Below are 25,520 nucleotides of genomic sequence, written 5' to 3'. Positions count from 1 at the left end.
TTGGGTGCTGGTTCTACGCACTGAAGGGACGAACCTTACCCAGGGAGATTTCCCCATGAAACATGTTCTCATTACCAGCATGCTGGCGATCGGGCTCGGCTGTGGAACGGCGATGGCTCAGACACAACAGCCCGAAAGCCAGTCTGGCGCAGACGCCAATTGCGCTTCCGGGCAAGCTGGCTGCCAGAATGGTTCCAAGATGGGCGAGCAGGCTCAGGACAAGACCAAGCTGAAGACCGACGAGCAGGCTCAGGGCAAGGCCGGCACCACCACCGACCAGCAGGCTCAGGACAAGGCCAAGATGCAAACCGACGAGCAGGCTCAAGGCAAGGCCGGCACCACCACCGACCAGCAGGCTCAGGACAAGGCCAAGACGCAAACCGACGAGCAGGCCCAGGGCAAGGCCTCGACGCAGGATACGACGTCAACCGGTTCCATCAACAACGTGACGGTGGAGCAGAAAACCGAAGTCACCCAGATCATCCGGGAGACGAAGGTCGAGCCTGTGTCCAACGTCGATTTTGACATCACCGTCGGCGTCGAAGTTCCGCGGCAAAAGGTCAGGCTGCATCGTTTGCCGGCTCGTATCGTCAAGATCGTTCCCGCTTACGAAAGCTACGAGTATTTCGTGCTTGCGGACGGCCGGATCGTGATCGTTGATCCGGATACGTTCAAGATCGTCCTGATTTTGACCTGATATGTCCGAGCAGTGGTCCGCCCTCCAGAGGGCGGACCGCCAATGCTGGGCTGCTATGGATTCAAAGCAACCCGCAAAAGGGACTGCAAGCGGCAGGTGATACTCCCTGCCACCGCATCGCGAGGGCTAGAGACGCCCGAGCACGACCAGGATAATGACTATAAGCAGCAGAAGACCGAGGCCGCCCCCGCCGTAATAGCCGGTGCCGTAGAATGGCCCGCCGCCAAGCCCACTAAAACCGCCAAGCAATGCAATAATCAGAATGATGATAAGAATTGTGCCGAGACCCATGACTTGCTCTCCTGTTTGCGGCTTCGCGCCTTAGACGGAGCGGCGGTCGCCGGCTGATGTGATTATGAACTCGCTACAAGCCTTCCTGTTCCCGACTGAGACCGCATCGACGCTGCCAGGTTGAAGGATGTCAGGCGAACAAAGGTCACCCCGAGATGCCCAAGTAGCCCCGGTCTTTCAGCAATCCAGCGAGATGGGCGGCGTTTGATGCTGCCATTTCGATCGCACCCGAGACTTTTTCCGGAGTCGCCGGCAGATCGACATAGTTAACCTCCTGCATGGCCTCGCCGACCCAGAAGACCCCGCCATTGGCCGGGATGGTGAAGCCAACATCGTTCAGTGCCTGAAAGCATTCCGCGTGGCAGTGATGCGCACCGTCCTCATTGCCGACGATGGCCACCAAGGCCACCTTTCCTGCTGCCGGCATGCGCCCTTTGTCATCGGTCTCCTCGAGAAACGCATCCATCCGCTCCAGGACGCGCTTGGCCACACTCGAGGGCTGGCCAAGCCAGATCGGGAGCCCGAGTACGAAAATGTCGGCCGCCAGTATTTTCTTTCTGAGTTTCGGCCAATCGTCGCCCTCGCCCATGTCGGAGAGCACGCCGGGTTTGATATCGTGACTGAGCGCACGCACGATCTCGCCCTTCACCTCGTATTGCATCAGCGCCGCCAGGACATCGGCAGCAACCGATCGGTGGAGGATTTTTCTCTGTCGTTCGAAGCTTTGAGCGAGCAATTAAGTGCGAAGGCCGCGAGCGGCATCTGGATCTCCCTGCATTGTCCTAATTGCGATCGCCCCGACTTCCTCGCGACAGCCCATTCGCCCGTTGCGGGACCGCCCGGCATTTAACGCCAGGGTTGAATGCTTGTTCCGCCAGGCTGACCAACAGGCCGGTGGCGAGATTGCCCCTCCTCCCACGTGGCGACGGTCCAGCCGGCACACAGCGGCTGGCTCTTGAGCACTGACCACCGCTGGAGAACTGCAACCAGTGGGGCAACTTAGTCGATCGCTCGTCGTTTTCTCCTGAATTCCTGAGAATGGATCAACGATGCTCGTCCCTCGAAGCAGGCGATATGCAGCTGGCGGTATCCACGGCCGGCGATCCGGGCCGACCGGCCTTGATCCTTCTGCACGCTGGCCCCATTCCCGGAAAATCTATGATGGTGTGATCGATGAACTCGGCGGGCGATACTTTACGCTGGCTTTCGATCTTCCGGAGATCGGTGGATCGCGTGGCACGCCGCCGTCGGCGGAAAAGAAGGTTCTTATGCTCCTGCGGAGTTAGCGCAATGTCCGCAAGGTGATCGAGTATCGATGCAGGTCAACTGGCGGAATGCTGTGCTCCCATTCCGTGCGCGATCGTCCAGTCATGAGATACGCCGACCTTGGTTCGACGACGATGGTCCGGCGATCCCACTTGGCGCCATTCTTCCGCCGGAGCCGGAAGCTGCAAGGCGCCAGCAACGAAACACCCGCAACGTCTTCGAAATGAGGTTTGTCTCGATGCCAGCCGATGCCCGCGCCGGGCCGGTATTCATTGATCAACACTTGCGCGAAGGCCTCGGCGGGCTTGCCTGCCAACGCCGCGATCTGGTCGCGCAGGGCCAACAGGAAGTCAGGGATCGGCGGGGCCTCGACCACCTGGCGCCTATCGTAGTCGTAGCGCAGGCCAAAACCCACGACGCGCCGGTTTGCCAGATGGCCATGGAAATCGAACGCCTCGAAAGGCAGGCCTCCGAGATGCCGGGCGAGTTCGGTTTCTTCTTGCGCGGTGATAAGATCAGGCTGGTAGAGGAAACCTTCCGGCAGGTCGTCGGCGGCACCAAAGAGATCGTGCTGGAGCCCGGATGAGTCGGAGCCGAGTGCTTTCGATTTGGGTGTCGCCATCCCAGCTAGATGGTGAAGGCCAGTCCGCCTGGCAATATCGGAACCGAGCCAGCAAATCTGCACTCCGCCCTGCGGATATCACCGCACTGACCGGACAAAGCCTGTCAATCCGGAGTCTATCGGGGTGACTGTATTCAATCCAGGATTCCGCGGGCATGCCTTGAATGCGATCGAGGGACGCTGCGTCCATGTACGTACGATTCTTACCGAACCATCAGCTTCCGTTGCCAGTTGCTTGTCAGCAACTAGATTGGCAACGCGGCATCCCCAAAAAATGCCGCGGTGGCCGGCGCGGGTTTGGGCAACGGTGTCTCACCGGCATCATCGCGTCGGCCACTCGAAATGTCTTCTTGGCGGTTCAGTGGCGGAGAAGCCTCTGTTGGCCCCGGCCCTCAAGCGAGTGGCCGCTCCTGCCTCGCGGGATGCTTCGAGCCCAAATCTCCGATAAGCCGGCGGTACTGGGTTTCGGGTGGGCCGTAAGAGTCTCGCGCCAACTTTATGAGACCATCTCGATCGCGGATCGTGATCTCTCCGCGGCGCGCCCGGATATAACCGTAACTCTCGATCATCTGGAGGCCGACGGTAACCCCCGGACGCCTGACACCAAGCATGATGGACAGAAATTCATGGGTTATCATGAGCCGGTCGCCGACAGTACGGTCGCTGCACATCAGAAGCCATCTCGCCAGTCGGACTTCCAGGCTCTGCCGTGCGTTGATCGATGCGGTGTAGCTTGTCTGAACGTGGAAATATTGGACATAGCGCAACAGGAACGGTCGCAATGTAGGACTGTCCTCCAGGGCTTCGACGAAGGGGGCAGCCTCCATCCGGAGGGCCTCGCATGTCGACTGGACGTAACAGTCAAAGTTGGCCTGGTCGTCCCCCATGACCAGGGCCGAGCCGGTCATTCCCTCGAACCCGATGATTCCGACTTCCGCTTCGGTCGCCGCCGAAGTTCTCGCCACCACCGAGGCCAGTCCGCTTTCCAGAAAATAGACGGCCTCGATCTTCTGCCCCGCGGTCTCCATCGGCGCGCGCAACTCCAGGAAAACGCTCGCCAGATGTGGCCTCAGCCGCGCGAAATCGTCCGCGCTCATGCGGCGAAGCAATTCGCTCTTGGCTTGCAGTATCTGGTAATCCACGAGACTCTTTTCCCTTGGGCAAGAGCACTGGAATCTCTTAGCCGGCCGCGCCCGTCGAACGAGCGGACGGTAACGAACCATAGACTTCGTCTCGCGCAGCACTAGACGAGCCGGCGTGTTGGTATGAAACCGACAGTTACTGCTGAAGACTCGAAGGCCTTGTTGGCTGACCATCTTTCGCCAGCAAACGAGCCTCCCGCAGGATAGAGGCGCGATCGAACCCGAGGAGCGATATGATATCATGTATCTGTTGTTCAGCGGCGCCTGTATCCCGCGCAAGCGCGGTTATCGCGACTACTGGCAGACCGGGGTGCTCGGGCTCCTTCGCCATGCAACGCCATGCCTCGTGATGGACAAGAGCGATGGTCACTCCCAAGCGTCAACGCCCAAACTGTGCTGCTGACGATTGCCCTTTGTACGCTTCCGTACAGAGCTTTGCGAGTCAATTCGGGCCGAGGCTGATTTGAGGGTTCTTGCGTCCTTGCGTCGTCCGTCCGTCGCCCCGAAATTCTTCGGAACGATTGCCCGGCTGAGAGGTTCAAATATTCCACCCAACAGGAGTCCGAACGATGGATCACACCAACCACGTACGCCTCACAAGCACCGAACTGACGCCAGACATTCTCGAAGACGCCACCATTTACGGCGCGGATGACAACAAGGTCGGCAGCGTTTCGCATGTCCACGGGTCTGGAGCCGCCAGTCAGGTCGTCATCGATGTCGGCGGCTTTCTCGGCATAGGTGCCAAGCCGGTGGCCGTTCCCGCGAGCCAATTGGAATTCATGCGCGATGAAGACGGCGACGTTCACGCGGTGACGAACTGGACCAAGGATCAGCTCAAGAACATGCCCGAGCATCACGATGCATGATTTTGAGGACTTCACCTTGAACGGGAGCGGCCGTTCGGCCGCTCTCTGAACGTCCTTGGGCGCGACAGGATTGACAGACGATGCGGCGCGAGACCGGAGCCTGCTTCTGCGGAGGAATCGCCGCAGCCATGGACGGACAGCCTTTCTGGATATGCTACGATCACGACGACGATTGCCGCCGGGCCATCGGAAGTCCGATGACAATTTGGGTCGGTTACCGGCCAGAGCAATTTCAGCTTCTTAGAGGGGCACCGAAGGCCTTTTCCAAAACGCCAGGCGTCACCCGCACGTTCTGCCCGGACTGTGGAAGCTCGATAGGCTATAGCGACGAAGGTCTGCCGGACGAGTTCTACGTGGCGGTCGGTTTTCTTGACAAACCTGAAGGTTTTCAGCCGCAAGCCCATGCCTATTGGGATCTGAGGCTACCGTACATCGAGTTTGATGACAGCCTGCCACGCATCGACCGATATTCGAGGAAGCGCGACCCGAAGTTGGGCAACCCGCGCGACCGGTAGTCGCCGTGCAAGGCGCGAGGGCATCGGCGGAACCTGACGATCGCTAACGGGTTATTCGGGCAGACCCGTCGGGTGCCACCATGCCATCGACCGTGATCCGAAACGCACAATACGACCCCGCCACCAGGATCCTCTCGGTCTGGTTTGTTCCGAGCGGCAAACGTTACGACTATGAGGATGTTGCTCCGGTAACTTATGCCGCTTTCACCAAAGCTTCCTCAAAAGGCCGCTTCTTCAATGAATTCATCCGAGATCGCCATCGGTACCGCCGCGTGGCGTGACAAGTTCGGACATGAGCAGACGATGCACGGAACCTGACCCGCACCGTCTCGTTGACGTCTCGTCGAAGCAAACCAGGCAATGACAATTCATCTGGATATGCTCGGGACCGGCAAAGATCGATCGGAACAGCCTACAAAGGAGTTCAAGAGCCATGACGGCCAAGAAGCAGAAGACCGAAAGCAAGGACAAGAAGGCGCTGCGCTTGGCAGAGACCACCGACGTCTCACCCAAGCAGGCCAAGGAGCTTATGCAAAAGCATGGCAATGACAGCCCCAAGGTCGAAAAAGAAGCCAGAAACTTCAAGGCGGAAGGATAGGATCCGCATTGAGGCCCGGCTTGCATGACCCATGCAGGGGATCGGCCGCCAGGCAATTCGGGATTAAGGGGGTTCGCCGGCCTTTTCGGCCGCGAGCGCAAAGGGGAAGTGCAGCACCAGGTTGCGGTTCTCGTCAAAAATCTCGAAGGCCAATCCGGTACGCAGCGGCTTGCCATGCAGCAGCTCTTCGGCGAGGATTTCCTTCGCCGACGCCATCGCGTTTTCCTCGGCGCTCGCGAGATCAGAAAATTCCTGGCCCTCGGGATCCTCCTGCAAGCTTCCGCTCTCATCTCGAAGGTCGAAAAAGTACCTGGACATGCCGACTGAACTCCTCATTGCGATGATAGAATCGGAAGCGCCAGCCTCAGATTTCAGTGCCTGATGTACCTGGATTGTCGAAGAGCACAGCCAGGCCATGCTCGATGGCGCAGGCCGCAATCAGATCATCGAAGGCCTCTCCCGAAAGCGGGCAACTTGGCATCACCTCCCGAATTGCGGTTCCGGCCTTGGCGGTAGAGATCACATGGTGGCGTTTCTTGCGTGTCTCGACATATTGCTGGACCAGGATTTTCAGGCGCCTCACCGCAACATCGTCCGTAAACATGGATTCCTCAGCCAATGCCTGAAGTATGGCTGTCGGCGTGATCATCGTGCCGACGGTCTCGGGGTTAGCCGAGATTCCTCGCACAATATTTCCATGGGCAGTTGGTTCCCCCGACCGCTTGCTTGGTAATTTTCGTACAGGGAATGCCCTTGCCCGCGCTTTTGCCGAGCCGAACCGACGCCGAGTTTCCGATGCCAATGGCGAGCCTTCAGGCTTGCATCACCTTACGGCTGTGACGTGCAACGACACTTTCCTCATTGGTCGCAATCACGCGCACCTCCACCTTGCTCTCGGGACGACTGATGATTTCGGCGTGGATGTCGTTGGCGCGTTCTTCAAGCACCACGCCAAGCCAGGTCAATTTTTCGCATATGGCCTTGCGGATGGACGCGGACCGTTCGCCGATGCCGGCGGTGAACACGAGGCATTCAAGACCACCCATCGTGTTTGCAAGCGCTGCTGCTTCCTTCGCCGCGCGGAAGGCAAAAAGCGCCATCGCCTCTTGGGCGCGAGGATCGTTGCTCGCTTCCAGCGTCCTCATGTCGCCCGAAATACCGGATACGCCGAGCAGTCCCGACTTCTCGTAGAGCATCGTCTGCAGCTCCTCAGCCGCGATGCCTCTTTCCAGCAGGAAGTACAACAGCACGCCGGGATCGATGGCGCCGCACCGCGTGCCCATGACGAGGCCATCCAGGGCCGAAAACCCCATCGTCGTATCGATGCTCTTGCCCTGCTGCAAAGCACAAAGGCTGGCACCATTGCCGAGATGGGCGACGATGGTGCGTTTCGCCGCAAGAGTTGGCGATATCCCGCTGAGCCGCCCGGCGATGTATTCATAGGAGAGACCGTGAAACCCGTAGCGGCGCAAGCCTTGCCCTTCATATTGGCGCGGAAGGGCGAAGCGCCGCACCAGCGGATCGATCGTCTGGTGGAAAGCGGTGTCGAAACATCCGACCTGTGGCAGGTCCGGTTGCAAGGCGGCTATTGCACGGACCGGCGCAAGACTGCGAGGCTGATGCAGCGGAACGAGCGGCGTCAACCTGTCGATGGCGTCGATGATGTCCGGGGTCAGACGGACAGGTTCGATGAATTCGCTTCCGCCATGCACGATGCGATGGCCGGCGCAGAGCAGGTTCCTTTCGCCAATTTCGCCCTGCACCCAATTCAGCATCTCGCCTATGGCTGCGTCACGCGGCCCGTCGGTGGCGAGCTGCCGATCGCACTGCACCGTTCCGTCGGCCGCTTTTGCGCGGAGGGTGGGGGTGTCGCCCAGGTCCAACGTGCCGCGCGAAACGAGCTGCAGAGCCTGCAACGAGACAAGATCGTAAAGCGCGAACTTGATGCTGGACGAACCGGCATTCAATGCCAGGATCGATTGGCGCATCATTGGCGCGCCTTTGCCGCGCCTTTGTCGGGCCAGCTCCATTTCTGGATTTCGGGCATATCATCGCCGTGCTCGCGGACATAAGCCCTGTGCTTCACCAACCGGCCGTGGAGTTCGCCGGCAAGCTCTTCGGCCCTTTCGGCCAGTCCCGGCACGCGTTCGATGGCGGCAAGCGCGAGGTGGTAGCGATCGAGTTCGTTGAGCACCACCATGTCGAACGGCGTCGTCGTGGTGCCCTCCTCGCGGAAGCCATGCACATGCATGTTGTCATGGTTGGCGCGACGGTAGGTCAGGCGATGAATAAGATAGGGATAGCCGTGATAGGCGAAGATTACAGGCCGTGTCTTCGTGAACAACGCATCGAAGTCTCCATCGGCGAGCCCGTGCGGATGCTCGGTGTTGGACTGCAGCGTCATCAGGTCGACGACGTTGACGACGCGGATTTTCAGGTCGGGGATCGCAGAGCGCAGAATGTCGGTCGCGGCCAGCGTTTCCAGGGCCGGCACGTCGCCGGCGCAGGCCATGACCACGTCGGGCTCCTCGCCCTGAGCAACCGTACCGGCCCATTCCCAGATGCCCGCCCCCGCCTTGCAATGCGCTTCGGCTTCTTCAATGGACAGCCATTGCGGTGCCGGCTGCTTGCCGGCGGTAATGACATTGATGCGGTTATAGGTTCTCAGGCAATGATCGGTGATCCACAGCAGGGTGTTGGCATCCGGCGGAAAATAGAGCCTTACCGTATCGGCCTTCTTGTTGGCGACCAGATCGGCAAAGCCCGGATCCTGATGGCTGAAACCATTGTGATCCTGCCGCCAGACATGCGAGGTCAAAAGGTAATTGAGCGAGGCGATCGGCTTGCGCCAGGCAAGCTCGCCGGAGGTCTTCAGCCATTTGGCATGCTGGTTGACCATCGAATCGACAATGTGGATGAAGGCTTCATAGCAGGAGAACAGGCCGTGGCGGCCGGTGAGCAGATAGCCTTCAAGCCAGCCTTGGCAGAGGTGCTCGCTGAGTACCTCCATGACACGTCCGTCACGGGAAAGATGGACGTCGTAGGGTTCAATGCGCTGCATCCAGAGCCGATCGGTAACTTCGAACACCTCGTCGAGGCGGTTGGATGACGTCTCGTCCGGCCCCATCAGGCGAAAATTCCGCGCCTCGGCATTGAGGCGGAACACCTCGCGAAGATAGCTTCCGCAAATCCGCGTCGCTTCAGCGATGACGCCTCCCGGACGAGGCACTTCCAGCGCCAGGCTTTTCCAGTCGGGAAGAACAAGATCGCGCTTCAACAGTCCGCCATTCGCGTACGGGCTTGCGCCCATGCGCTTTGTCCCTGTTGGGGCAAGTGCCGCGAGCTCCGGCAACAGGTGCCCGCTTTCATCGAACAGCTCTCCCGGTTCGTAGCTTCGCATCCAGTTTTCGAGGATCTTGCGGTGGCCCTCATTTCCGCGTGCGTTCGACACCGGCACTTGATGCGAGCGCCAGAAACCCTCAACCTTCTCGCCATCGACCTCCCTGGGACCTGTCCATCCCTTGGGGCTGCGCAGCACGATCATCGGCCATTGCGGGCGTTGACCATGCCATCCCGGAGCCCGTGCCTGTTCCTGAATGGACCGGATGCGATCGAGCACCGTGTCGAGTGTCGCGGCCATCGACTGGTGCATGGCAAGCGGCTCGTGGCCTTCGACGAAGAACGGTTCGTAGCCATGGCCGGCGAAAAGATTTCGCAACTCCTGATCGTCCATGCGGCCGAGGATTGTCGGATTGGCGATCTTGTAGCCGTTGAGATGCAGGATCGGCAGGACGGCGCCATCCGAGGCTGGGTTCAGGAACTTGTTGGAATGCCATGCCGCCGCGAGCGGACCGGTCTCGGCTTCACCGTCACCAACGACGCAGGCAACCACCAGATCCGGGTTGTCGAAGGCCGCACCAAAGGCGTGAACCAACGCATATCCCAATTCACCACCATCATGGATGGAGCCTGGCGTCTCGGGCGCGGCATGGCTTGGCACGCCGCCGGGGAAGGAAAACTGCCGGAACAGTTTCCTGAGGCCGTCTTCGTCCTGCCCGATATCGGGATATATCTCGCTATAGGTGCCCTCGAGCCAGGTGTTGGCGACCATTGCGGGGCCGCCATGGCCCGGCCCGCAGATAAACAGAGCATCGAGGTCGCGTTCGCGGATAACGCGGTTCAGATGCACGTAGAGAAAGTTCAGCCCCGGCGTCGTGCCCCAATGGCCAAGCAGCCGCGGCTTGACGTGTTCGGCCTTCAACGGTTCGCGCAACAGCGGATTGTCGAGCAGATAGATCTGGCCGACCGAGATGTAATTCGCGGCGCGCCAGTAGCGGTCCATGAGGTCGATCCGTTCGTGGCCGATGGCCTGCGGCGTCGCGGCAGCCTTGTCGTTCATCGACATCTCCAGCTTCGGTTCGCTGGTGATAACTGGGGCATCTTTGCGCTTGAGCAACCCCCGACTGCCGCGTTCGGGTCGGCGTCACGACCCACGCGGCCGAGAGACCGGACGCCATCTCAGCCGGCTTTGCGGCCCTGTCCGCAAATAGGCGGGAACCTTGAAGTACTCCGGCGGTTAGAAACTGGAATCGCGAAGGCCAGGCTCAAGGCAGGTACCGCGAAGGATAGCCTCGAAGCGTTGCACCAAAGGGAGCTAAAAGATGCTCGATCTTCCTCGTGCCCGTGATCGAATGGTCAATATCCATGTCGGCCGGCGTGGCATTCATGACCGTGAGATTCTGCAGGCAATGCGCGAAGTTCCACGCGAGGCCTTCGTCGAACCCGGCTTCGAGGAATTTGCTTACGAAGACACGCCGCTGCCGATCGCCGATGGCCAGACCATATCGCAACCCTACATTGTCGCGTTCATGATCGAGATGGCGGATGTCAAACCGGGTGACCATGTGCTCGAAATTGGCACCGGCTCGGGATACGCGGCCGCGGTGATGAGCCGGATCGTCGAACAGGTCTACACGATAGAGCGTCATCCCGGTTTGGCCGAAACGGCGAAGCGGCGGTTTGAAAAACTCGGCTACCAAAACATCGAGGTTCGGACAGGCGATGGCACCAAGGGCTGGCCGCAGGCGGCGCCGTTCGACGCCATCGTGGTGACAGCCAGTGGTCCCGGCGCACCGCTCGCCCTTCAGGAGCAACTCGATGTCGGCGGCAGGCTCGTCATTCCGGTCGGCGACGACCCGGATTTGCAACGTCTGCTCAAAGTCACCCGGACAGGCGCCGCAACCTATAGCGAGGAGGATTTCGGCGGCGTGCGCTTCGTCCCTCTGATCGGCGAGCAGGGTTGGTCGGAAAACGGCACGGCCACCGACGTTGGTCGTCCGCTTCGACATCCCCATCCGATCAGCCTGCCTGATATGATCGCGGCCGCGGCCGAACCCCTGCCCGATTTCGACGATCCGGCCTTCGGCGCATTGTTCGATCGGTTTGCCGACCGGCGCATTGTTCTGCTTGGCGAGGCAAGCCATGGCACGTCCGAATTCTACAGGGCGCGCGCGGCGATCACCCGCAGGCTCATCGAACGCCACGGCTTCACCATCGTCGCGGTCGAGGCAGACTGGCCCGACGCAGCGGCGATCGACCGCTATGTTCGCCATCGTCGGCCGCGAACCGGCACTGGCGCGCCATTCCAGCGATTTCCGACCTGGATGTGGCGCAACACCGATGTCGCGGCCTTCACCGACTGGATGCGCCGTCACAACGAGAAGCTAGAGCCTTCGGCGCAAGCAGGGTTCCACGGCCTCGACATCTACAATATGAGCGGTTCCATCGGCGCGGTCCTCGACTATCTCGACCGGGTCGATCCCCAGGCAGCCAAGATCGCGCGCGAACGCTATGGCTGCCTGACGCCCTGGCAACACGATCCGTCCACCTACGGCCGCGCGGTGCTCACCGCCGGCTATCAAAAATGCGAGAAAGCGGTGCTGGAACAATGCCGGGACTTGCTCGCCAAACAGCTCGAATATGCAAAAAGGGACGGCACCGACTTTCTCGACGCCAGTCAGAATGCCCGGCTGATCGCGTCCGCCGAACACTATTACCGGATCATGTACTATGGCGGCGCGGAGTCCTGGAACCTGCGCGACACGCACATGTTCGAAACGTTGGAACATTTGCTGCATGCCGGCGGCCCCAACGCCAAGGCCGTGGTGTGGGCGCACAATTCCCATATCGGCGATGCCCGCTTTACCGAGATGGGCGTCGTCAGGGACGAACTGAACATCGGCCAGCTCTGCCGGCAGCGTTTCGGGGATGAGGCAGCGCTGATCGGTATGGGCACGCATTCCGGCACTGTAGCGGCCGCCAGCGACTGGGACGGCAAAATGGAGGTGAAGCAAATCCGCGCGTCGCACGCCGACAGCTACGAACGGCTTTGCCACGATTCCCTTGTGTCGCGGTTCCTGCTCGACCTCGGGCGCGACACAACGCTGCGTGAGCGGCTGCTGGAACGCAGGCTGGAGCGATTCATCGGGGTGATCTACCGGCCGGAAACCGAGCTGGGCAGCCACTATGCGGACGCTTCCCTGCCCCGGCAGTTCGACGCGTTCCTATGGTTCGACAAAACCGCGGCAGTGACGCCGCTTGGCCCGGAGCATGCAAGAACCGGCGTTCCCGACACCTACCCCTTCGGGCTTTAGCCGGCGCGCGGCGAACCAATGAAGAAGCTGAGGCGTGGAACCGGAACGAACTATCCGGTCTGCGATTTCAAAACTGCAATCCCCGTCGAAGGAGTTTTCTCATGACCGGAACCAAACATCCGAAATGGAAGAAACCGAGCGATGCCGACTTGGCGAACAATCCTGGTATCGGGACTTCCAAGGGAACGATCAAGGAAGGCGAAGAGTTCGAGCTTGAAGGCGAGAACACGGTCGAAGGTGACGTCGAAAACGACACGACCGCCGCTGGCGGGATCGATCCAAGACAAAAAATGCGGACCAACAAATAGCTGCCCTGCGCGTCGCTGCGATCAACTTCGCCGGAAGGAGTGAACCATGCCACTTGCCCTTAGCAGTGCCGCCTTTGCCGAAGGCGGACAAATTCCCGAAAGATACACACGAGACGGCAAAAACGTATCGCCGCCGCTGAAATGGTCTGGAGTGCCGGACGAAGCAAAGAGCCTCGTTCTCGTCGTTCAGGATCCTGACGCGCCGAGCGGAACGTTTGGTCATTGGGCGGTGTTCAACATCTCCCCGGACACGAGGGAACTTCCCGAGGCCGAAAGCGGCAAGCCGGGTCCGGGCGCCCTCAGGCAAGCAACGAATGATTTTGGCAACGCCTATTACGACGGCCCTGAACCGCCGGTCGGGCATGGCGTTCACCATTACCATTTCCGGCTGGCCGCGCTCGACACGCCGAGCCTTGCCATTCCAGCCAGCGTGGGCATCGAGCGCATCTGGCGGGAGGCGCAGAAACATTCGCTTGAGCAGGCTGAACTCATCGGAACCTACGAACGCAATTCGTAAGTTAATGACCAGGGGCGACCGAGGTGGCCTGCTGCACGGAACGGTTCTCCTCCTCGCCGGTTGTCTGGGAAAGGAGATGCCGCCATGTTTGGAGATATCATGTGGTTGGTCGTCGTTGCCGGCGGCCCATTGCTGCTGATCGTGCTGATGGCCTATGCCGTTATCGCACGCCGTCGGCGTGGACCCGCCGAACAACGGGAGAGCGACCGGGCGACCAACCGGCTGTACCAGGACAAGCGTTGATCCGCGTCGGCAAGACAATCCGATTGGCAAGACATCCAATCGGCAAGACATCCAATCGGCAAGACAGGGGATCGTATGCCGCACCGAAGCGACGACGATCCCCAACTACGGTCAGCGCATTATCCTTTGCCGCAACCACGCAAAGAACCTGCCGCTGATGGCTGAGCGGACCCGCGTCGCAGCCCAGCGCGCTTTCATGGTTGAGCCGACGTGGCAATCGCAGACGATGTCGTGCAGCTGCCAGTCGTTCAGCTCGAAAAAGCGCCTTGCCTCACCGTATGTGTCGTCCTTTAAACCCGATGCGCGCAGCACTGGATCCTCGAAGGCGACCGAAATTGCCGTTCCCTCGCCCCGCATCAATGAACGTGCTTCAGGGTGCAGATGTTCGGTGCCTGCAAACGCCCCAAGGCATCGCTCGGGATTACGCTCCAGCAGTTCAGCCCAGCGCTCTATGCGCTGATTTCGTGTCATGGCGGAATAAGCAGCCGACGATTCAATCTTGGCGACGGCATGCAGTTGGTCGAGTGTTTGATGTTTCATGGCCAGCTCCTGTTGAGGCAGCGAAGCGCCCACGCCTTCAAGGGAATTACCGCGCGTTAATGCTTCGACAAGAGCGCCAGGCTGGAGAATTCGACACAACCGGATTGGGCCGGCGGGATCATAAACACGCCGGCTGCGTTCATCGACGGGGGCGCTTGTGACAAGCCACTGATCCGCGACGGGATGCATCCATGTTCATCCAGCCAATCGACTATTTCCTTGCCGTCTGGTTCGCTCTTGCCGCCGCCTCGACGCTTTATGTCGGCTTCGATCAATACCGCAACAATCCCGAACCGGTGGTGATGAAATGGGGCTTCATCCTGGTGACCCTCTATATGGGCCCATTGGGGCTGCTGCTTTATGTGCTTGCAGACAAGGAGCCACGTCCAGGCGAGCATGAAGACTTCACCAGGCCGCTGTGGAAACAGGGGGTCGGCTCGACCATCCACTGCGTTGCCGGCGATGCGACCGGCATCATTCTCGCCGCAGTCATCACGGCAACGCTTGGCCTGCCGATGTGGCTCGACCTCATCGTCGAATATCTGGCGGGCTTTGCCTTCGGCCTGTTCATCTTCCAATCGCTGTTCATGAAATCGATGATGGGCGGCACCTACTGGGAGAACGTGCGCAAGAGCTTCCTGCCCGAGTTCATCTCGATGAATTTCATGATGGCCGGCATGGCGCCCGTCATGAGCTTTCTGATGATGGGACGCGACATGCGCGCCATGGAGCCGACCGAGCTTTTGTTCTGGGGCGTGATGTCGATCGGCGTCATCGCCGGCTTCACGCTCGCCTATCCGGCCAATGTCTGGCTGGTCGCGCGCGGGCTGAAGCACGGATTGATGACGCAGCGCCCGCAGGCGAACGAAACGAGCAGTGGAGAGCCGACCGCCCACCAACAGCACGCTACGCATCACCCCAACGCCGGCGACGATCGACGAAGCCGCAACACCTCCCGCAAGTCCAAACGCAGCGGCCATCAGATGGAGACGGACGCTACGACGCCGCAGATTGCGGCCCTCGGTATTGTGTCGGTGTTGGCGTTGGCGATCGGCATGGCCGCGCCGGCGAACTGGCTGAACCTGACGCTTTCGGCGCGTGACGTCGGCGGCGCGATCATGCCGCAAGGCATGATCATGGGTCGCGACACGCCGGCGGAATCCATGCGTGACATGGCTGCAACCGATCCGCGTCGCGTTACCTCGTCCTATGGTCTTGCCGCCAAGGGCGACCAGGAACTGCCATTCCGTCTAGAGAACGGCGTCAAGGTGTTCGAGCTCAGACCATCGGTGGTCCGCTGGCAGATCCTGCCCAACGTCGCGGTCGACGCCTATGCCTACAATGGCCAGATTCCCGGTCCGCGCATCCACATTCGCCAGGGCGATAAGGTTCGCATCGACGTCACCAATGACCTGCCCGAGGAAACCACGGTGCATTGGCACGGCATGATCCTGCCGAACCAGATGGATGGACCTGCCGAGATCACCCAGCCGCCGATCGAGCCTGGACAATCCTATTCCTATGCGTTCACCGCGACCCAGCACGGGACCTACTTCTATCATCCGCATGCCAAGCCGGACCGCACCCAGGCGCTGGGGCTTTATGGGGCGCTGATTATCGATCCCGCCAATCCTGCCGACGAGGTTCCGGCTGACCACGACTATGTCATCGAACTTCAGGAATGGCTGGTGCGCGATGGGCTGACTTATCCGTCGATGCCCATGGAAGGCGGCATGCCGAACTTCTTCACCATCAACGGCAAAGCCTATCCCGCAACCGACACCATTCCTATGAAGGTGGGCGAGACGCTGAAGGTGCGTTTCATCGGCACCAACAACGGCTTCGTCCATCCAATGCATATCCATGGCGGACCCTTCGAGGTCGTCGCCCGTGACGGTGAGACGCTTTCTCCCTCGGCGCGCTTCCTAGCTGATACCATCAATGTCGGACCGGGACAGCGCTATGACGTCGTGTGGAAGGCGCTGCGTCCCGGCAAGTGGCTCATTCACTGCCACATCCCGCATCACACGACGAACAACAATGTCGAGGAGAAGGGCGGCGGCGGGCTGATGGTGGTCATCGAGGTCGGCTAGATCTGCCAACCCCTTGCGAATTTGCCGATGTCATCCGGAGGCCGCGTCGTTGCGCGCTACTTCTTGATAATGGTTCCGTTGCGCAAGTCGAATGCCTCGGTACCGCGAGCCTGGCGGTAGAAATCGTCCTGCAATTCGCCCCACTCGCCGAGAAAGGCGCCGCAATTGCTGCAATGAATTGGCGTCGATTCCTTGGCGTTGTCGGGAATGTCCATTTGGATAGTCCCACAAGCCTTGCAATCGAGTTTGTCGTCCAGCCGTCGTCCCATTTCCAAATGATTGCGCATTTTCGGCCATGAGCCAATTGTCGATTTCGTACCAAATCGCTTCAACCACCGGTGAGTCCTCCAGCCATGGCTCATCGGTCAATCGCGAGAGTCAAAAAGGACGGCCAGCCCCAGTTCCCGTGCCAGCTCGACGATCGTCTCCATCAACTCATCGTCTGTATCCTGCAAATAAGGCGCGTCGCTGCGAGCGGCCTCTATCGCCGCTTTGACCGAAACGATGTCGCCGTATCGCGCACTTCGAAGCTCCTCTGCCAGAAACGCCTTGGCGGTACCGACAGGTCTTATTGCCCATCTGGCGATGCTCATGCGGCTCCCTCCCATGGTCACCTCTGCTTTATTTTGATCCTCTCCAAGGTGCAGATCAATCGATGGTACGATTCCGTACGCAACCGCTCAGCCGGTTGGGAGACAGCCATATGACGTCGTCTGGGCCATTTGTTCGTTCGGCGTTTCCCCAGGGGGGTCGACGCGAAATTGCCCAGTGTGACCAGCCCCGCGGGAACAATCGCTCGGCATGGGGGTTTCTTCAAAATCTCCCTCGAAGGATGCAAGGAGCGACCATGCGCATGTTGACGATAGCTGTCGCACTTTCCGGGGCGGTCATCATTCAGCCCGTCTACGCCCAAACTGTTGGACCGCAGCTTCCCCAGGTGACGCCACCGCTGGGCGAAGTGCAACCGGAGCAGGCGCTGCCAGATCCAGGCTCTGCTGATTTGAATTTCACCGGCGTTGCCATTGTCGCCGTCGAGGATCTGCCTGACGAAATCAAGGCGCAGGCGGATGCCGTGATCAATCAGACCAGCGCCGAAGATTTGCTACGCCTGCAAAACTCAGTCGATGCTTCGCCTCAAGCGACATCGGCCTTGAGGGCGAATGGGCTCAATTCCTCGCAGGTTGTCGCTGCAAACATAGATGGCGATGGCACCCTGACGCTGATCATTCAGACGACGACTTGAGGCGCCGAACCATTCGCATCACGCCTTGCCCCGACAGTCGCGGAGAGCAGCAATGGTCGAAGCCGCCGTTCGCAACTTCACCATCAATTTCGGGCCCCAGCATCCCTCGGCCCACGGTGTTCTTCGGCTGGTGCTCGAACTGGACGGCGAGATCGTCGAGCGTGCCGATCCGCATATTGGCTTACTGCATCGCGGCACCGAAAAACTCATAGAGCACAAGAACTATTTGCAAGCGCTGCCCTATTTCGACCGGCTCGACTATGTCGCGCCGATGAACCAGGAGCATGCGTTCTGCCTCGCTGCCGAAAGACTGCTCGAAATCACCGTTCCAAAGCGTGGACAACTCGTCCGTGTTCTCTTTTGCGAAATCGGCCGGCTTCTGTCGCATCTCCTCAACGTCACGACGCAGGCCATGGATATCGGCGCGCTGACGCCGCCGCTTTGGGGATTTGCGGAGCGGGAAAAGCTGATGGTTTTTTACGAGCGCGCCTCCGGCGCCCGCATGCATGCGAATTATTTCAGAATCGGCGGCGTGCACCAGGATATGCCTCCGAAGCTTCTCGACGACATCTGGGCTTTCTGCGATCCGTTCCTCAAAGTCTGTGACAACCTCGACGAATTGCTCACCGGCAGCCGTATCTTCAAGCAGCGCAATGTCGATGTGGGCGTGATCGGGCTGGAGGATGCCTGGGCCTGGGGATTTTCCGGCGTGATGGTGCGCGGATCGGGCGCCGCATGGGATTTGCGCAAGGCACAGCCATACGAATGTTACCCGGACATGGATTTCGACATTCCCGTCGGAAAGAACGGAGACTGCTATGACCGCTACCTGGTCCGCATGGAGGAGATGCGCCAGTCGGTGCGGATCATGAAGCAATGCCTGGAAAAACTGCGGTCACCCGAAGGCCAGGGGCCGGTCGCGCTTGCAAACCAGAAGATCACGCCGCCGCGGCGCGCCACGATGAAACGCTCGATGGAGGCGACCATCCAGCATTTCAAACTTTATACCGAGGGGCATCGCGTGCCGGCCGGAGAAGTCTACGCCGCGGTTGAAGCGCCAAAGGGAGAATTCGGTGTTTATCTGGTTTCCGACGGGGGCAATGTCCCTTACCGGTGCAAGATACGCGCGCCATCCTTCGCCCATCTGCAGGCGATGGATTTCCTGTCTCGAGGGCACATGATCGCCGACGTTGCCGCCATCATCGGATCGCTCGACATCGTGTTTGGCGAGATTGATCGTTAGCCGTCCGAAGGTGTGCTTTGCCCCGCGATGAAGGTGTGCTTTGCCCCGCGATAAAGAAACTCCCCTTCGTCCTACGCGTGGATGGGAGGCTCTTCATTCTCGTCGGGATTGGGCAGCGGGGTCTCGTCCGGGAGCCTTTCCGGTTCGGGTTCCTCGATCGGCTCGGGCTTCCATGTTGGAGGGGGCACGGGAACATCGCGATTTGGGTCTGGCTGTCTTGGCTGTGGCATCGAACTATCTCCGTTCAGTCGGAACAACTCGTGCGCCGTGGCATGGTTCCTGGCAGAATCCAGCGAGATCGTTACGCCCTCGGGACACGAGTATGTTGGTCCGCCCAGGTGAAGGCGCAAAAGTTGCAGATCGTTCGGAACCGGTCGGATTTTCGAGCCGTTGTCGTCGACAGGGATCAAGCAGAAGCGCGATGAAGGACAAGGAAGGAAATATCGACCATACATTGCCGCAGGTCGCCATCGACGATCAGCAGGTGCGACAACTGGCGGCCACGACCGATTTGCCGTCCAGGCAGGCTCGCGAACTGGTGCGCCGTCACGGCAACGACCCCCGGAAGCTGGAAGAGTTGGCGAAATCGATCAACGCCACCAATTGAGTCAAGGCCAATGGACACCACGGCGCATGCCGCTGGCGTCAGATTTCGAGCAAGGCGTAGGGGCGGCCGCTTGGCTTGGCCACATGCATGGCGACGTTGTAGACCTTGGCTCCGCCAGGTGTTTGACCTTCGTAAGAACCGCGATGTGCATGACCGTGCACGACAGCACTAACCTGGAATCGATCGATCGTCTCCGCCAGGCGTGAAGAGCCCAGAAATGGAAATATCTCCGGCGGTTCTCCCGCGACTGTGTCGGCAATTGGCGCGTAGTGGAGGATCACCAGTGTGCGCTTCGCCCGCACCTGGCGCATCGCATTTTCAAGTCGCATTGCCTCGTTCACGCTTTCCGCGACCATCGTCTTGATCGCCGGTTCACCGAATGAGCCGAGCATGCGTGAGCCGAAGCCGCCTATGAATCCCTTCACGCCGACAAAACCCACCTCCTCGATTTCAACTGCCTGCCCGTCGAGGAGATGAACATGCGCCTGGCGCAGGATCTTCGTGACGTCTTCCACCGCACCAGACTCGTAGTCATGATTGCCGAGCACCGCCACGACCGGGATCGAGCAGTTGCGCAGATCCTCGGCCAGCATCTCCGCTTCACGAGGCTTGCCGAGATTGGTCAGATCTCCCGTGAGAACGAGAATGTCGGCTTCGCTCGATATCTCGCCGAAGAGGTCGCGATACGAGGTTTGCGCATCTTCCCGCACATGGAGATCCCCGACCGCGGCAACTTTGAGCGCGCGTGCGCCCTCCTTGGGCGCGCTGCTCTTGACGGGATCAGCCATCACGGAATTCTCCCACACCACCGACGCCGGCGAAGCCCCATTCCTTGACGTCGATTTCGTAATCGGTTTGCGAAAGCAGCCGCCCACGGCAGATCTTCATCCTTGGAGACGGCAACTGCCGTTGCTTGGCGAGGCGGTCGAGCAATTCATCGAGCAGCCACGCCGGGATATGATCGCGCTCGCTCGGATAGATCCACCTGAAATTGATAAGCTGCATCAACAGAACCTCCCAGTGAACCTCCAGATAAGAAAGCAGCCGGTGCCAATCGATCTGATCGCCCGCCTTGAGAATCGTATGAGCGATATCGGCGCCATCGTGTCGCCCTCTGTCCTGGATAAAGCATTTGGACCAGATGAGTTCGGTCGGGCCGATGATCCGCACCCTGCTGCCCAACAGCTCTGTTTGGCGGGCGTGTTCCAGCCACAGGTCGCCAACAGGCACCGTGCCGTTAGCCGAGCCGAATATGACGTCGAAGAAATGCGTGCCCTTGAACACCTTGCCGAGCCACCGGTCATCCTCGATTTCGACGGCATATCCAAGCTGCTTGAAATGGGCCAGGATCCGCGCGTAGTCGCCTGCCTTGCAGAAGATATCGAGGTCCTTGGTCTGGCGGGTGACACCCGTATAAGCGCTTACCGCGTAGGTCCCGGCGACCAGAAAGGGTATGTCGGTGGCGGTAAGCTCACGGATTGCTTCCGTGTAAAATACCTCCGCCTCGGCATTTTTGAGCGTCGGCGCCGCTTTTGCATCGATCTTGGGAAGCGAGACCAGAACGTTTTCAGGCAATGGACCATTGGTCATGAAACGATGACTCCGAATCCGGCAACCGGCAGTCGCCCGCTGTGGTAACAACGTGAACCTCGCCTGGTTCCGCTATCAGGCGACCAGCCAAGGTTCATTCTCGTCACGTACTGGAAATTTCGGGATCGCGCCTGCCGACGCAAGCCGCCCCAACGTCCTCGCCGGCAGCGCAATGTCGCCTCGAAATCGGCGCATGCCACCGCCAATGCCCCGTTGGCCCAAATTTGAAACACCAGGTGGGTGATCGATCTCGATTGTTTTAGAGTTTATTGGGCTTACCCGATCGGCACAAAGCTGAAGCCGGGGCGCTTGACTTAACCGCACCCGATCGGCGTGCGCTAAGCATCATCAGGATCCATCAAGGCATGACCCCCTCGCCTCCCTTTCTCGGCTTTCCAGACCGTCTCGCAGATGGTCACATGCCCCGCGCGGTGATCTTCGGGGCCGGTCACGGCAGCACTTATCCCGGCAAGGACAGCCGCGGCCACGCCTTGGCGGCGGATGCCATCCGCGCTGCGAGCCAGGACGACGCCACGTTCGTCGGGCACTGGGATTTCGATCTCGGCGGTCCGCTGTTCGACGGCAAGCCGGTGTCTTGCATCGACGCCGGCGATATCTTGACCACCATGCATGACAATGCCGGCAACAGGGTCAGGATCGAGGCAAAAACGTGCGAGATCCTGGCATTGCCGGCCGTGCCGATCCTGATCGGCGGCGACTGTTCCATGACCATTCCCTTCCTCGCCGGCTTTGCGGAGCACGGGCCGGTCTGGGTCCTGCAGATCGACGCCCATATCGACTGGCGCGACGAGGTGTATGGCGAACGCCACGGCTATTCGAGCCCGATGCGCAGGGCGAGCGAGATGCCGCATGTAGCAGGCATGGTGCAAGTCGGCCTGCGCAGCGTCGGCAGCGCACGCATCACCGAGATCGAAGCGGCACGGCGCTATGGCAGCCACTTCGTGACCGCCCGCGAGGTTCACGCTCAGAGCGTCGAAGCCGCGCTCCGGCATATTCCGGAAGGCGCGCGGGTTGTCGTCACCCTCGACTGTGACAGCCTCGATCCAAGCATCATGCCGGGCGTGGCGGCGCGTACACCCGGCGGCCTCACCTACACGCAGGTGATCGACCTGATCGCCAGCCTCGGCAGACGGGCCCGGATCGCAGGGTTCGACCTTGTCGAGTTCTATCCTCCGGCCGATATCGACGGCCTGTCAGCGCTGACCGCCGCGCGCCTTCTCGTCAATGTGGTCGGCACCGTCGTCCGGCAGGTTTGATGTCAAAACCCTGCTCTTCGCCGCAGACCGGCCCAAAAGCGCGTGAGGGAGCTCGCGGTTGAAATGCCCTTTTCCACACCTGAGTACTCGATCCTGCCTTGTCCGGCCGGCTCGTCGCTCCAGACCAAGTTGAAAGCAATGCCCTTGAGCCCAAGTTCCCCGATCCGGCGTACGATCGTCTCCTGCAGATAGATATCGGATATTCGCACCCCATCGGCACGCTCGGGCAGCTTGAATATCTCGGTACCGCCGATTGCGTCCGCTCGAAGGACGAGGCTTTCGATCACCATTATGCCGCCATCGTCAAAGCGAACGATCTTTGAACGTTCCTCATCCAGCGCATCGATCACGGTGGTGACATTGAAGAGCGATATTGGCTCGTCAGCACGAAGCGGCAGGAATTCACCGTACGGTTCGAGGGTTGGCCGAAGCAACTTCAACGCCCTCGCCCGCGGGATGAGCACATGCTCGCCAAGCCATGGAAAATCTGAATATTGCCGGAGCGTACCGTCGTCGTGTTCGCACAGGATCTCCATCCCGGGCGGATGCCATTGTCTCTGCTTCCGGCCGCAGAGCGTCGAAAACAGCTGGTAGTCGTCCGCCTGTCGAGGAAGGACCCATTCCTGTCCTTCGACCACGCTCAGGACATAGATATTCATCCGATCCCCCGCACATCATTGCCTTGGTAGGCTCGGCCTGCTGCGCGGCTCTTCGCGCGCGTTCTCACCGCTGGTCCGCGACAGCCGTTTGCGGCACCGGCGGCAATTCGGGTGCATCCATCCCCTTGAAAGGGTCACGCCAGGGGCCGATGTCTTCAAGCCGACGGTACCAGCGGCTGACAGAGGAATGATCGTCGAGCGGCAATCTGGCGGCATCGTTGAACGGCAGAAAGGTCGCCATTCGAAAATCGGCATAGGAAACCGAATTCCCGACCAGCCACTGCCGCTCGGCAAGCACGGCGTCGAGTATTGCCGCGGCCGTATGGAATTGGTTTAGGCCCTCCTCCACCCGCTTCTGATCGATCGGGCCGATGCCGTACCGCTGTTTGGTCCCACGTTCGAAATGCACCGTGTCGCAAGCGAGTGCGAAGTGCTCCTTGCCCCAGCTCAGCCAGCGGATCATCTCGGGTTCGTCATCGCCGCTGCGCCAGAAATCCGAATGCGCATCGCGCGAGAGCCGGCAGGCTATGGCGTCTGCCTCCCAGAGGCTTTTTCCCTCTTCTTCCGCGAGGATGGGCAGCGAGAGATTGGGATTTAACCGGCGAAATTTCTCCGCTTGCCCCGGAGCGAATGGCGAGGCGAATTCAAATTCGACTTTCGCGTCGAGATGGAGTGCCGCCGCGACCGCCAATCGAGGATTGGGATTGCGGCTGAAATACAGCTTCACTGGGCACTCCCGACATGGCTGGATCTGCCGATCAGGAACGTCATAGCAGCCGTATCTGATAGCTCATCGCGCGCTTTCCGCCCGGCGCGATCAGAATCAGGCCCGGTTTGTCGACAAAATCACCATCGAAATCCACCGGGCTTGCAAGGCCGTGCCAAGGTTCGATGCAAAGGAATGGCGCGCCGCTCGGCTTTGACCAGACGCCCAACTCCCGAACCCCTTGCCAGGACATCTCCAGAGCCGGGCCACGCTCGGCGGCATAACGCACGATGGAGCTGGCGGGCTGGTCCATGATCACCGCGTCCTCGTCGAACAACCGCTCAGAGAGCGGGAGTATGTTGCCTTCGACAGGCGTCGGCTGTGGCGTTTTCAGCAGCAGTCCGTCCTTAAGGCGGCGGATCGGCGCCGGCTCATCATCGGCAAAGATCAGCCGGTAGTCCGTCTTGGCCAAATCCGGCTGCAAGGGCCAATTGAATGCCGGGTGCGCCCCGATCGACGCCGGCAGGAACTCATCGCCGGTGTTGGTGATGTCGAAAGTCACATCAAGCTGCTGGCGGACCAGCGTGTAGGTCACTTCAAGCCGAAAGGCGAACGGATAGCGCGCCCGGGTGTCGGCGTCGTCGGTGAGCACCAGCGTGCAGGATCGCGGTCCCTTCTGCGCCCAGGCAAACGGCTTGTCGCGCGCAAACCCGTGCTGCGTCATTGGATAGGTCCGGCCGCGATGGCGCAGGTGATCGCCCGCCAGCCGCCCCACGATCGGGAACAGCACCGGCGAGTGCCGCCGCCATTCTGGCCCCGCCTGCCACAGGAATTCAAATCCGTGCGCGTCTTGCAGCGCAATCAGTTCGGCGCCCTGCGCGACGATGGTCGCCGAGATACCATCGCCATGAAGCGTTTGGCTGTCCTGTGCCACATTTCCTCGCGGGTCGTTGTTGAAGGCCGGCGCGGCGGGCAGACTAGCAAAAGCTCTTGGGGACTCAAGGTGTAGCCTGGTTCTGCAGGAACGAATTGTGGCCGGAGGATCTCCCTCCGGCCACCTCTCCGCATCAAGAGCAATAACCCTCGCTCTTGCCCACAGCGGATAGTCGTTATTCGCGTTCGCCGGTAAAATTCAGCAGCAGCTGGAAGATGTTGATGAAGTTCAGATAGAGCGAGAAGGCGCCGAAGACGGCAAGTTTCTGGCGCGATTCCGCGTCGAAATTCTCGGCATACTGTTCTTTGATCGTCTGCGTATCCCAGGCGGTCAGGCCGATGAACACGGCGATGCCGATCACCGAGATGGCGAACTGCAGCGCGGTCGAGCCGAGGAAGATGTTGACGATGCTGGCGACCACCACGCCGATCAGGCCCATGATCAGGAATGACGAGAACTGGGTCAGGTCGCGCTTTGTCGTGTAGCCGTAGAGACTGGTGGCTCCGAACATGGTGGCGGCGATGAAGAAGGTGCGCGCGATGCTGGTTCCGGTGAAGACCAGGAACACGGAGGCGAGCGACAGGCCCATGACCGCGCAGAAGGCCCAGAACATCGCCTGGGCACTCGCCGCCGACATGGTCTGCATCTTGAACGAGAACAGCATGACGAAGGCGAGCGGCGCCAGCATCACCACCCATTTCAGCGGGCTGGAGAAGATCGGCACGTAGAGCGCCGGCGTCGATGAGATCATGAAGGCGACGAGGCCGGTGACCACCAGGCCGACGCCCATGTAGTTGTAGACGCGCAGCATATGCTGGCGCAGGCCCTCGTCGAAGATGGCTCCGGTTTGGGCGCCGGCGCCGACGCGATATCCCAGATTGGGGGTGTTCATTTGCGTTCTCCTTTG

General features: G+C 60.2%; 31 protein-coding genes and 1 pseudogene. 15 read left to right on the top strand and 17 right to left on the bottom strand.

Annotated features, from left to right (window positions below; genetic code table 11):
• Positions 1 to 55: 55 nt before the first annotated feature.
• Complete coding sequence (locus tag EJ079_RS23940; protein ID WP_127811394.1) at positions 56 to 697, top strand: DUF1236 domain-containing protein; 642 nt, start codon at positions 56 to 58, stop codon at positions 695 to 697.
• A 126-nt stretch (positions 698 to 823) separates the two neighbouring features.
• Here EJ079_RS23940 and EJ079_RS23935 read toward each other — a convergent pair whose 3' ends face one another.
• The 4 genes and pseudogenes from EJ079_RS23935 to EJ079_RS23915 all read right to left on the bottom strand — a co-directional run bounded on the left by EJ079_RS23935 (position 824) and on the right by EJ079_RS23915 (position 4,018).
• Complete coding sequence (locus tag EJ079_RS23935; protein ID WP_013531546.1) at positions 824 to 988, bottom strand: DUF3309 family protein; 165 nt, start codon at positions 986 to 988, stop codon at positions 824 to 826.
• 145 nt (positions 989 to 1,133) lie between these two features.
• A pseudogene (locus EJ079_RS23930) lies at positions 1,134 to 1,750 on the bottom strand (NAD(P)H-dependent oxidoreductase).
• 520 nt (positions 1,751 to 2,270) lie between these two features.
• Positions 2,271 to 2,876 carry an alpha-ketoglutarate-dependent dioxygenase AlkB gene (locus EJ079_RS23920; RefSeq protein ID WP_127810349.1) on the bottom strand — a complete coding sequence of 202 codons (606 nt, stop codon included), beginning with the start codon at positions 2,874 to 2,876 and terminating at the stop codon, positions 2,271 to 2,273.
• 392 nt (positions 2,877 to 3,268) lie between these two features.
• Positions 3,269 to 4,018, bottom strand: coding sequence for a Crp/Fnr family transcriptional regulator (locus EJ079_RS23915; RefSeq protein ID WP_127810348.1), 750 nt, complete (start codon positions 4,016 to 4,018; stop codon positions 3,269 to 3,271).
• A 241-nt stretch (positions 4,019 to 4,259) separates the two neighbouring features.
• Here EJ079_RS23915 and EJ079_RS33410 point away from each other — a divergent pair, with 241 nt between their 5' ends.
• The 5 genes from EJ079_RS33410 to EJ079_RS23890 all read left to right on the top strand — a co-directional run bounded on the left by EJ079_RS33410 (position 4,260) and on the right by EJ079_RS23890 (position 6,000).
• Positions 4,260 to 4,421: a hypothetical protein gene (locus EJ079_RS33410; RefSeq protein ID WP_164873844.1), complete on the top strand. Its 162-nt coding sequence runs from the start codon at positions 4,260 to 4,262 to the stop codon at positions 4,419 to 4,421.
• Positions 4,422 to 4,587: 166 nt separating this feature from the next.
• The gene (locus tag EJ079_RS23905; RefSeq protein WP_127810347.1) at positions 4,588 to 4,887 is read left to right on the top strand and encodes a PRC-barrel domain-containing protein; all 300 of its coding nucleotides are present in this window, start codon (positions 4,588 to 4,590) and stop codon (positions 4,885 to 4,887) included.
• 80 nt (positions 4,888 to 4,967) lie between these two features.
• A complete protein-coding gene (locus EJ079_RS23900) occupies positions 4,968 to 5,402 on the top strand; it encodes a GFA family protein (protein WP_127810346.1) in 435 nt (144 codons plus the stop codon).
• 80 nt (positions 5,403 to 5,482) lie between these two features.
• Positions 5,483 to 5,683, top strand: coding sequence for a KTSC domain-containing protein (locus tag EJ079_RS23895; RefSeq protein WP_127320534.1), 201 nt, complete (start codon positions 5,483 to 5,485; stop codon positions 5,681 to 5,683).
• 152 nt (positions 5,684 to 5,835) lie between these two features.
• On the top strand, positions 5,836 to 6,000 hold the full coding sequence (locus EJ079_RS23890; RefSeq protein ID WP_127810345.1) for a hypothetical protein: 165 nt from the start codon (positions 5,836 to 5,838) through the stop codon (positions 5,998 to 6,000).
• A 63-nt stretch (positions 6,001 to 6,063) separates the two neighbouring features.
• Here the strand turns inward: EJ079_RS23890 and EJ079_RS23885 are convergent, their stop codons facing one another.
• The 4 genes from EJ079_RS23885 to EJ079_RS23870 all read right to left on the bottom strand — a co-directional run bounded on the left by EJ079_RS23885 (position 6,064) and on the right by EJ079_RS23870 (position 10,399).
• Positions 6,064 to 6,276, bottom strand: coding sequence for a hypothetical protein (locus EJ079_RS23885; RefSeq protein WP_164873843.1), 213 nt, complete (start codon positions 6,274 to 6,276; stop codon positions 6,064 to 6,066).
• Between the two features lie 88 nt (positions 6,277 to 6,364).
• The gene (locus EJ079_RS23880; RefSeq protein WP_245481724.1) at positions 6,365 to 6,649 is read right to left on the bottom strand and encodes a hypothetical protein; all 285 of its coding nucleotides are present in this window, start codon (positions 6,647 to 6,649) and stop codon (positions 6,365 to 6,367) included.
• 163 nt (positions 6,650 to 6,812) lie between these two features.
• Positions 6,813 to 7,991 (bottom strand): acetate/propionate family kinase, encoded by a 1,179-nt coding sequence (locus EJ079_RS23875; protein ID WP_127810344.1) that lies wholly within the window; start codon positions 7,989 to 7,991, stop codon positions 6,813 to 6,815.
• Positions 7,988 to 10,399, bottom strand: a complete 2,412-nt coding sequence (locus EJ079_RS23870) for a phosphoketolase family protein (RefSeq protein WP_127810343.1) — start codon at positions 10,397 to 10,399, stop codon at positions 7,988 to 7,990. The genes EJ079_RS23875 and EJ079_RS23870 overlap by 4 nt, the downstream gene beginning before the upstream one ends.
• A gap of 262 nt (positions 10,400 to 10,661) precedes the next feature.
• Here EJ079_RS23870 and EJ079_RS23865 point away from each other — a divergent pair, with 262 nt between their 5' ends.
• The 4 genes from EJ079_RS23865 (at position 10,662) to EJ079_RS23850 (ending at position 13,721) form a co-directional block, all read left to right on the top strand.
• On the top strand, positions 10,662 to 12,653 hold the full coding sequence (locus EJ079_RS23865) for a protein-L-isoaspartate(D-aspartate) O-methyltransferase (RefSeq protein ID WP_127810342.1): 1,992 nt from the start codon (positions 10,662 to 10,664) through the stop codon (positions 12,651 to 12,653).
• A gap of 101 nt (positions 12,654 to 12,754) precedes the next feature.
• Positions 12,755 to 12,961 carry a hypothetical protein gene (locus EJ079_RS23860; protein ID WP_013531530.1) on the top strand — a complete coding sequence of 69 codons (207 nt, stop codon included), beginning with the start codon at positions 12,755 to 12,757 and terminating at the stop codon, positions 12,959 to 12,961.
• Positions 12,962 to 13,007: 46 nt separating this feature from the next.
• Positions 13,008 to 13,478 (top strand): YbhB/YbcL family Raf kinase inhibitor-like protein, encoded by a 471-nt coding sequence (locus EJ079_RS23855; RefSeq protein WP_127268875.1) that lies wholly within the window; start codon positions 13,008 to 13,010, stop codon positions 13,476 to 13,478.
• A gap of 84 nt (positions 13,479 to 13,562) precedes the next feature.
• Positions 13,563 to 13,721 carry a hypothetical protein gene (locus EJ079_RS23850; RefSeq protein WP_127268877.1) on the top strand — a complete coding sequence of 53 codons (159 nt, stop codon included), beginning with the start codon at positions 13,563 to 13,565 and terminating at the stop codon, positions 13,719 to 13,721.
• Positions 13,722 to 13,832: 111 nt separating this feature from the next.
• On the opposite strand, the gene EJ079_RS23845 is transcribed toward EJ079_RS23850, so the two are convergent.
• Positions 13,833 to 14,261, bottom strand: a complete 429-nt coding sequence (locus tag EJ079_RS23845; protein WP_127268879.1) for a hypothetical protein — start codon at positions 14,259 to 14,261, stop codon at positions 13,833 to 13,835.
• A 191-nt stretch (positions 14,262 to 14,452) separates the two neighbouring features.
• Between EJ079_RS23845 and EJ079_RS23840 the strand changes: the two genes are divergently transcribed.
• Positions 14,453 to 16,354, top strand: coding sequence for a DUF4396 domain-containing protein (locus EJ079_RS23840; protein ID WP_127810341.1), 1,902 nt, complete (start codon positions 14,453 to 14,455; stop codon positions 16,352 to 16,354).
• A gap of 56 nt (positions 16,355 to 16,410) precedes the next feature.
• Here EJ079_RS23840 and EJ079_RS23835 read toward each other — a convergent pair whose 3' ends face one another.
• Both EJ079_RS23835 and EJ079_RS23830 read right to left on the bottom strand, forming a co-directional pair.
• Positions 16,411 to 16,569, bottom strand: a complete 159-nt coding sequence (locus EJ079_RS23835; protein WP_081738677.1) for a hypothetical protein — start codon at positions 16,567 to 16,569, stop codon at positions 16,411 to 16,413.
• Between the two features lie 150 nt (positions 16,570 to 16,719).
• The gene (locus EJ079_RS23830; protein ID WP_127322665.1) at positions 16,720 to 16,947 is read right to left on the bottom strand and encodes a hypothetical protein; all 228 of its coding nucleotides are present in this window, start codon (positions 16,945 to 16,947) and stop codon (positions 16,720 to 16,722) included.
• A gap of 254 nt (positions 16,948 to 17,201) precedes the next feature.
• On the opposite strand from EJ079_RS23830, the gene EJ079_RS23825 reads away from it, so the two are divergent.
• From EJ079_RS23825 to EJ079_RS23810, 3 genes are all read left to right on the top strand, one after another.
• Positions 17,202 to 17,597 (top strand): hypothetical protein, encoded by a 396-nt coding sequence (locus EJ079_RS23825; RefSeq protein WP_127810340.1) that lies wholly within the window; start codon positions 17,202 to 17,204, stop codon positions 17,595 to 17,597.
• A gap of 52 nt (positions 17,598 to 17,649) precedes the next feature.
• Positions 17,650 to 18,840 (top strand): NADH-quinone oxidoreductase subunit D, encoded by a 1,191-nt coding sequence (locus EJ079_RS23820; RefSeq protein ID WP_127810339.1) that lies wholly within the window; start codon positions 17,650 to 17,652, stop codon positions 18,838 to 18,840.
• A 421-nt stretch (positions 18,841 to 19,261) separates the two neighbouring features.
• The gene (locus EJ079_RS23810; RefSeq protein ID WP_127271064.1) at positions 19,262 to 19,447 is read left to right on the top strand and encodes a hypothetical protein; all 186 of its coding nucleotides are present in this window, start codon (positions 19,262 to 19,264) and stop codon (positions 19,445 to 19,447) included.
• A 38-nt stretch (positions 19,448 to 19,485) separates the two neighbouring features.
• Here EJ079_RS23810 and EJ079_RS23805 read toward each other — a convergent pair whose 3' ends face one another.
• Both EJ079_RS23805 and EJ079_RS23800 read right to left on the bottom strand, forming a co-directional pair.
• Positions 19,486 to 20,235: a metallophosphoesterase gene (locus tag EJ079_RS23805; RefSeq protein ID WP_127271062.1), complete on the bottom strand. Its 750-nt coding sequence runs from the start codon at positions 20,233 to 20,235 to the stop codon at positions 19,486 to 19,488.
• On the bottom strand, positions 20,228 to 21,037 hold the full coding sequence (locus tag EJ079_RS23800) for a nucleotidyltransferase family protein (protein WP_023812007.1): 810 nt from the start codon (positions 21,035 to 21,037) through the stop codon (positions 20,228 to 20,230). The genes EJ079_RS23805 and EJ079_RS23800 overlap by 8 nt, the downstream gene beginning before the upstream one ends.
• A 365-nt stretch (positions 21,038 to 21,402) precedes the next feature.
• Between EJ079_RS23800 and EJ079_RS23795 the strand changes: the two genes are divergently transcribed.
• Complete coding sequence (locus tag EJ079_RS23795; protein WP_127396591.1) at positions 21,403 to 22,314, top strand: agmatinase; 912 nt, start codon at positions 21,403 to 21,405, stop codon at positions 22,312 to 22,314.
• A gap of 2 nt (positions 22,315 to 22,316) precedes the next feature.
• On the opposite strand, the gene EJ079_RS23790 is transcribed toward EJ079_RS23795, so the two are convergent.
• The 4 genes from EJ079_RS23790 to EJ079_RS23775 all read right to left on the bottom strand — a co-directional run bounded on the left by EJ079_RS23790 (position 22,317) and on the right by EJ079_RS23775 (position 25,505).
• Positions 22,317 to 22,973, bottom strand: coding sequence for a DUF1629 domain-containing protein (locus EJ079_RS23790; RefSeq protein WP_127810338.1), 657 nt, complete (start codon positions 22,971 to 22,973; stop codon positions 22,317 to 22,319).
• Between the two features lie 64 nt (positions 22,974 to 23,037).
• A complete protein-coding gene (locus EJ079_RS23785; protein WP_127810337.1) occupies positions 23,038 to 23,700 on the bottom strand; it encodes a glutathione S-transferase family protein in 663 nt (220 codons plus the stop codon).
• A 40-nt stretch (positions 23,701 to 23,740) separates the two neighbouring features.
• On the bottom strand, positions 23,741 to 24,613 hold the full coding sequence (locus EJ079_RS23780) for an aldose 1-epimerase family protein (protein WP_127810336.1): 873 nt from the start codon (positions 24,611 to 24,613) through the stop codon (positions 23,741 to 23,743).
• Positions 24,614 to 24,788: 175 nt separating this feature from the next.
• Positions 24,789 to 25,505, bottom strand: a complete 717-nt coding sequence (locus EJ079_RS23775; protein WP_127810335.1) for a Bax inhibitor-1/YccA family protein — start codon at positions 25,503 to 25,505, stop codon at positions 24,789 to 24,791.
• Positions 25,506 to 25,520: the final 15 nt, after the last annotated feature.

Origin of the sequence: Mesorhizobium sp. M7A.F.Ce.TU.012.03.2.1 (genome assembly GCF_004006095.1) — a bacterium.
Lineage (GTDB): Bacteria > Pseudomonadota > Alphaproteobacteria > Rhizobiales > Rhizobiaceae > Mesorhizobium.
The sequence above is the reverse complement of the archived record's forward strand: the minus strand, read 5'-3'. Positions and strand labels throughout refer to the sequence as shown.

Bases quoted from the DNA above. Each gene is read 5' to 3' on its own strand.
- EJ079_RS23940 (WP_127811394.1), top strand. From the start codon at position 56: ATGAAACATGTTCTCATTACCAGCATGCTGGCGATCGGGCTCGGCTGT.
- EJ079_RS23935 (WP_013531546.1), bottom strand. From the start codon at position 988: ATGGGTCTCGGCACAATTCTTATCATCATTCTGATTATTGCATTGCTT.
- EJ079_RS23920 (WP_127810349.1), bottom strand. From the start codon at position 2,876: ATGGCGACACCCAAATCGAAAGCACTCGGCTCCGACTCATCCGGGCTC.
- EJ079_RS33410 (WP_164873844.1), top strand. From the start codon at position 4,260: ATGTATCTGTTGTTCAGCGGCGCCTGTATCCCGCGCAAGCGCGGTTAT.
- EJ079_RS23905 (WP_127810347.1), top strand. From the start codon at position 4,588: ATGGATCACACCAACCACGTACGCCTCACAAGCACCGAACTGACGCCA.
- EJ079_RS23900 (WP_127810346.1), top strand. From the start codon at position 4,968: ATGCGGCGCGAGACCGGAGCCTGCTTCTGCGGAGGAATCGCCGCAGCC.
- EJ079_RS23895 (WP_127320534.1), top strand. From the start codon at position 5,483: ATGCCATCGACCGTGATCCGAAACGCACAATACGACCCCGCCACCAGG.
- EJ079_RS23890 (WP_127810345.1), top strand. From the start codon at position 5,836: ATGACGGCCAAGAAGCAGAAGACCGAAAGCAAGGACAAGAAGGCGCTG.
- EJ079_RS23880 (WP_245481724.1), bottom strand. From the start codon at position 6,649: ATGATCACGCCGACAGCCATACTTCAGGCATTGGCTGAGGAATCCATG.
- EJ079_RS23875 (WP_127810344.1), bottom strand. From the start codon at position 7,991: ATGATGCGCCAATCGATCCTGGCATTGAATGCCGGTTCGTCCAGCATC.
- EJ079_RS23870 (WP_127810343.1), bottom strand. From the start codon at position 10,399: ATGAACGACAAGGCTGCCGCGACGCCGCAGGCCATCGGCCACGAACGG.
- EJ079_RS23865 (WP_127810342.1), top strand. From the start codon at position 10,662: ATGCTCGATCTTCCTCGTGCCCGTGATCGAATGGTCAATATCCATGTC.
- EJ079_RS23860 (WP_013531530.1), top strand. From the start codon at position 12,755: ATGACCGGAACCAAACATCCGAAATGGAAGAAACCGAGCGATGCCGAC.
- EJ079_RS23855 (WP_127268875.1), top strand. From the start codon at position 13,008: ATGCCACTTGCCCTTAGCAGTGCCGCCTTTGCCGAAGGCGGACAAATT.
- EJ079_RS23850 (WP_127268877.1), top strand. From the start codon at position 13,563: ATGTTTGGAGATATCATGTGGTTGGTCGTCGTTGCCGGCGGCCCATTG.
- EJ079_RS23845 (WP_127268879.1), bottom strand. From the start codon at position 14,261: ATGAAACATCAAACACTCGACCAACTGCATGCCGTCGCCAAGATTGAA.
- EJ079_RS23840 (WP_127810341.1), top strand. From the start codon at position 14,453: ATGTTCATCCAGCCAATCGACTATTTCCTTGCCGTCTGGTTCGCTCTT.
- EJ079_RS23835 (WP_081738677.1), bottom strand. From the start codon at position 16,569: ATGGACATTCCCGACAACGCCAAGGAATCGACGCCAATTCATTGCAGC.
- EJ079_RS23830 (WP_127322665.1), bottom strand. From the start codon at position 16,947: ATGAGCATCGCCAGATGGGCAATAAGACCTGTCGGTACCGCCAAGGCG.
- EJ079_RS23825 (WP_127810340.1), top strand. From the start codon at position 17,202: ATGCGCATGTTGACGATAGCTGTCGCACTTTCCGGGGCGGTCATCATT.
- EJ079_RS23820 (WP_127810339.1), top strand. From the start codon at position 17,650: ATGGTCGAAGCCGCCGTTCGCAACTTCACCATCAATTTCGGGCCCCAG.
- EJ079_RS23810 (WP_127271064.1), top strand. From the start codon at position 19,262: ATGAAGGACAAGGAAGGAAATATCGACCATACATTGCCGCAGGTCGCC.
- EJ079_RS23805 (WP_127271062.1), bottom strand. From the start codon at position 20,235: ATGGCTGATCCCGTCAAGAGCAGCGCGCCCAAGGAGGGCGCACGCGCG.
- EJ079_RS23800 (WP_023812007.1), bottom strand. From the start codon at position 21,037: ATGACCAATGGTCCATTGCCTGAAAACGTTCTGGTCTCGCTTCCCAAG.
- EJ079_RS23795 (WP_127396591.1), top strand. From the start codon at position 21,403: ATGACCCCCTCGCCTCCCTTTCTCGGCTTTCCAGACCGTCTCGCAGAT.
- EJ079_RS23790 (WP_127810338.1), bottom strand. From the start codon at position 22,973: ATGAATATCTATGTCCTGAGCGTGGTCGAAGGACAGGAATGGGTCCTT.
- EJ079_RS23775 (WP_127810335.1), bottom strand. From the start codon at position 25,505: ATGAACACCCCCAATCTGGGATATCGCGTCGGCGCCGGCGCCCAAACC.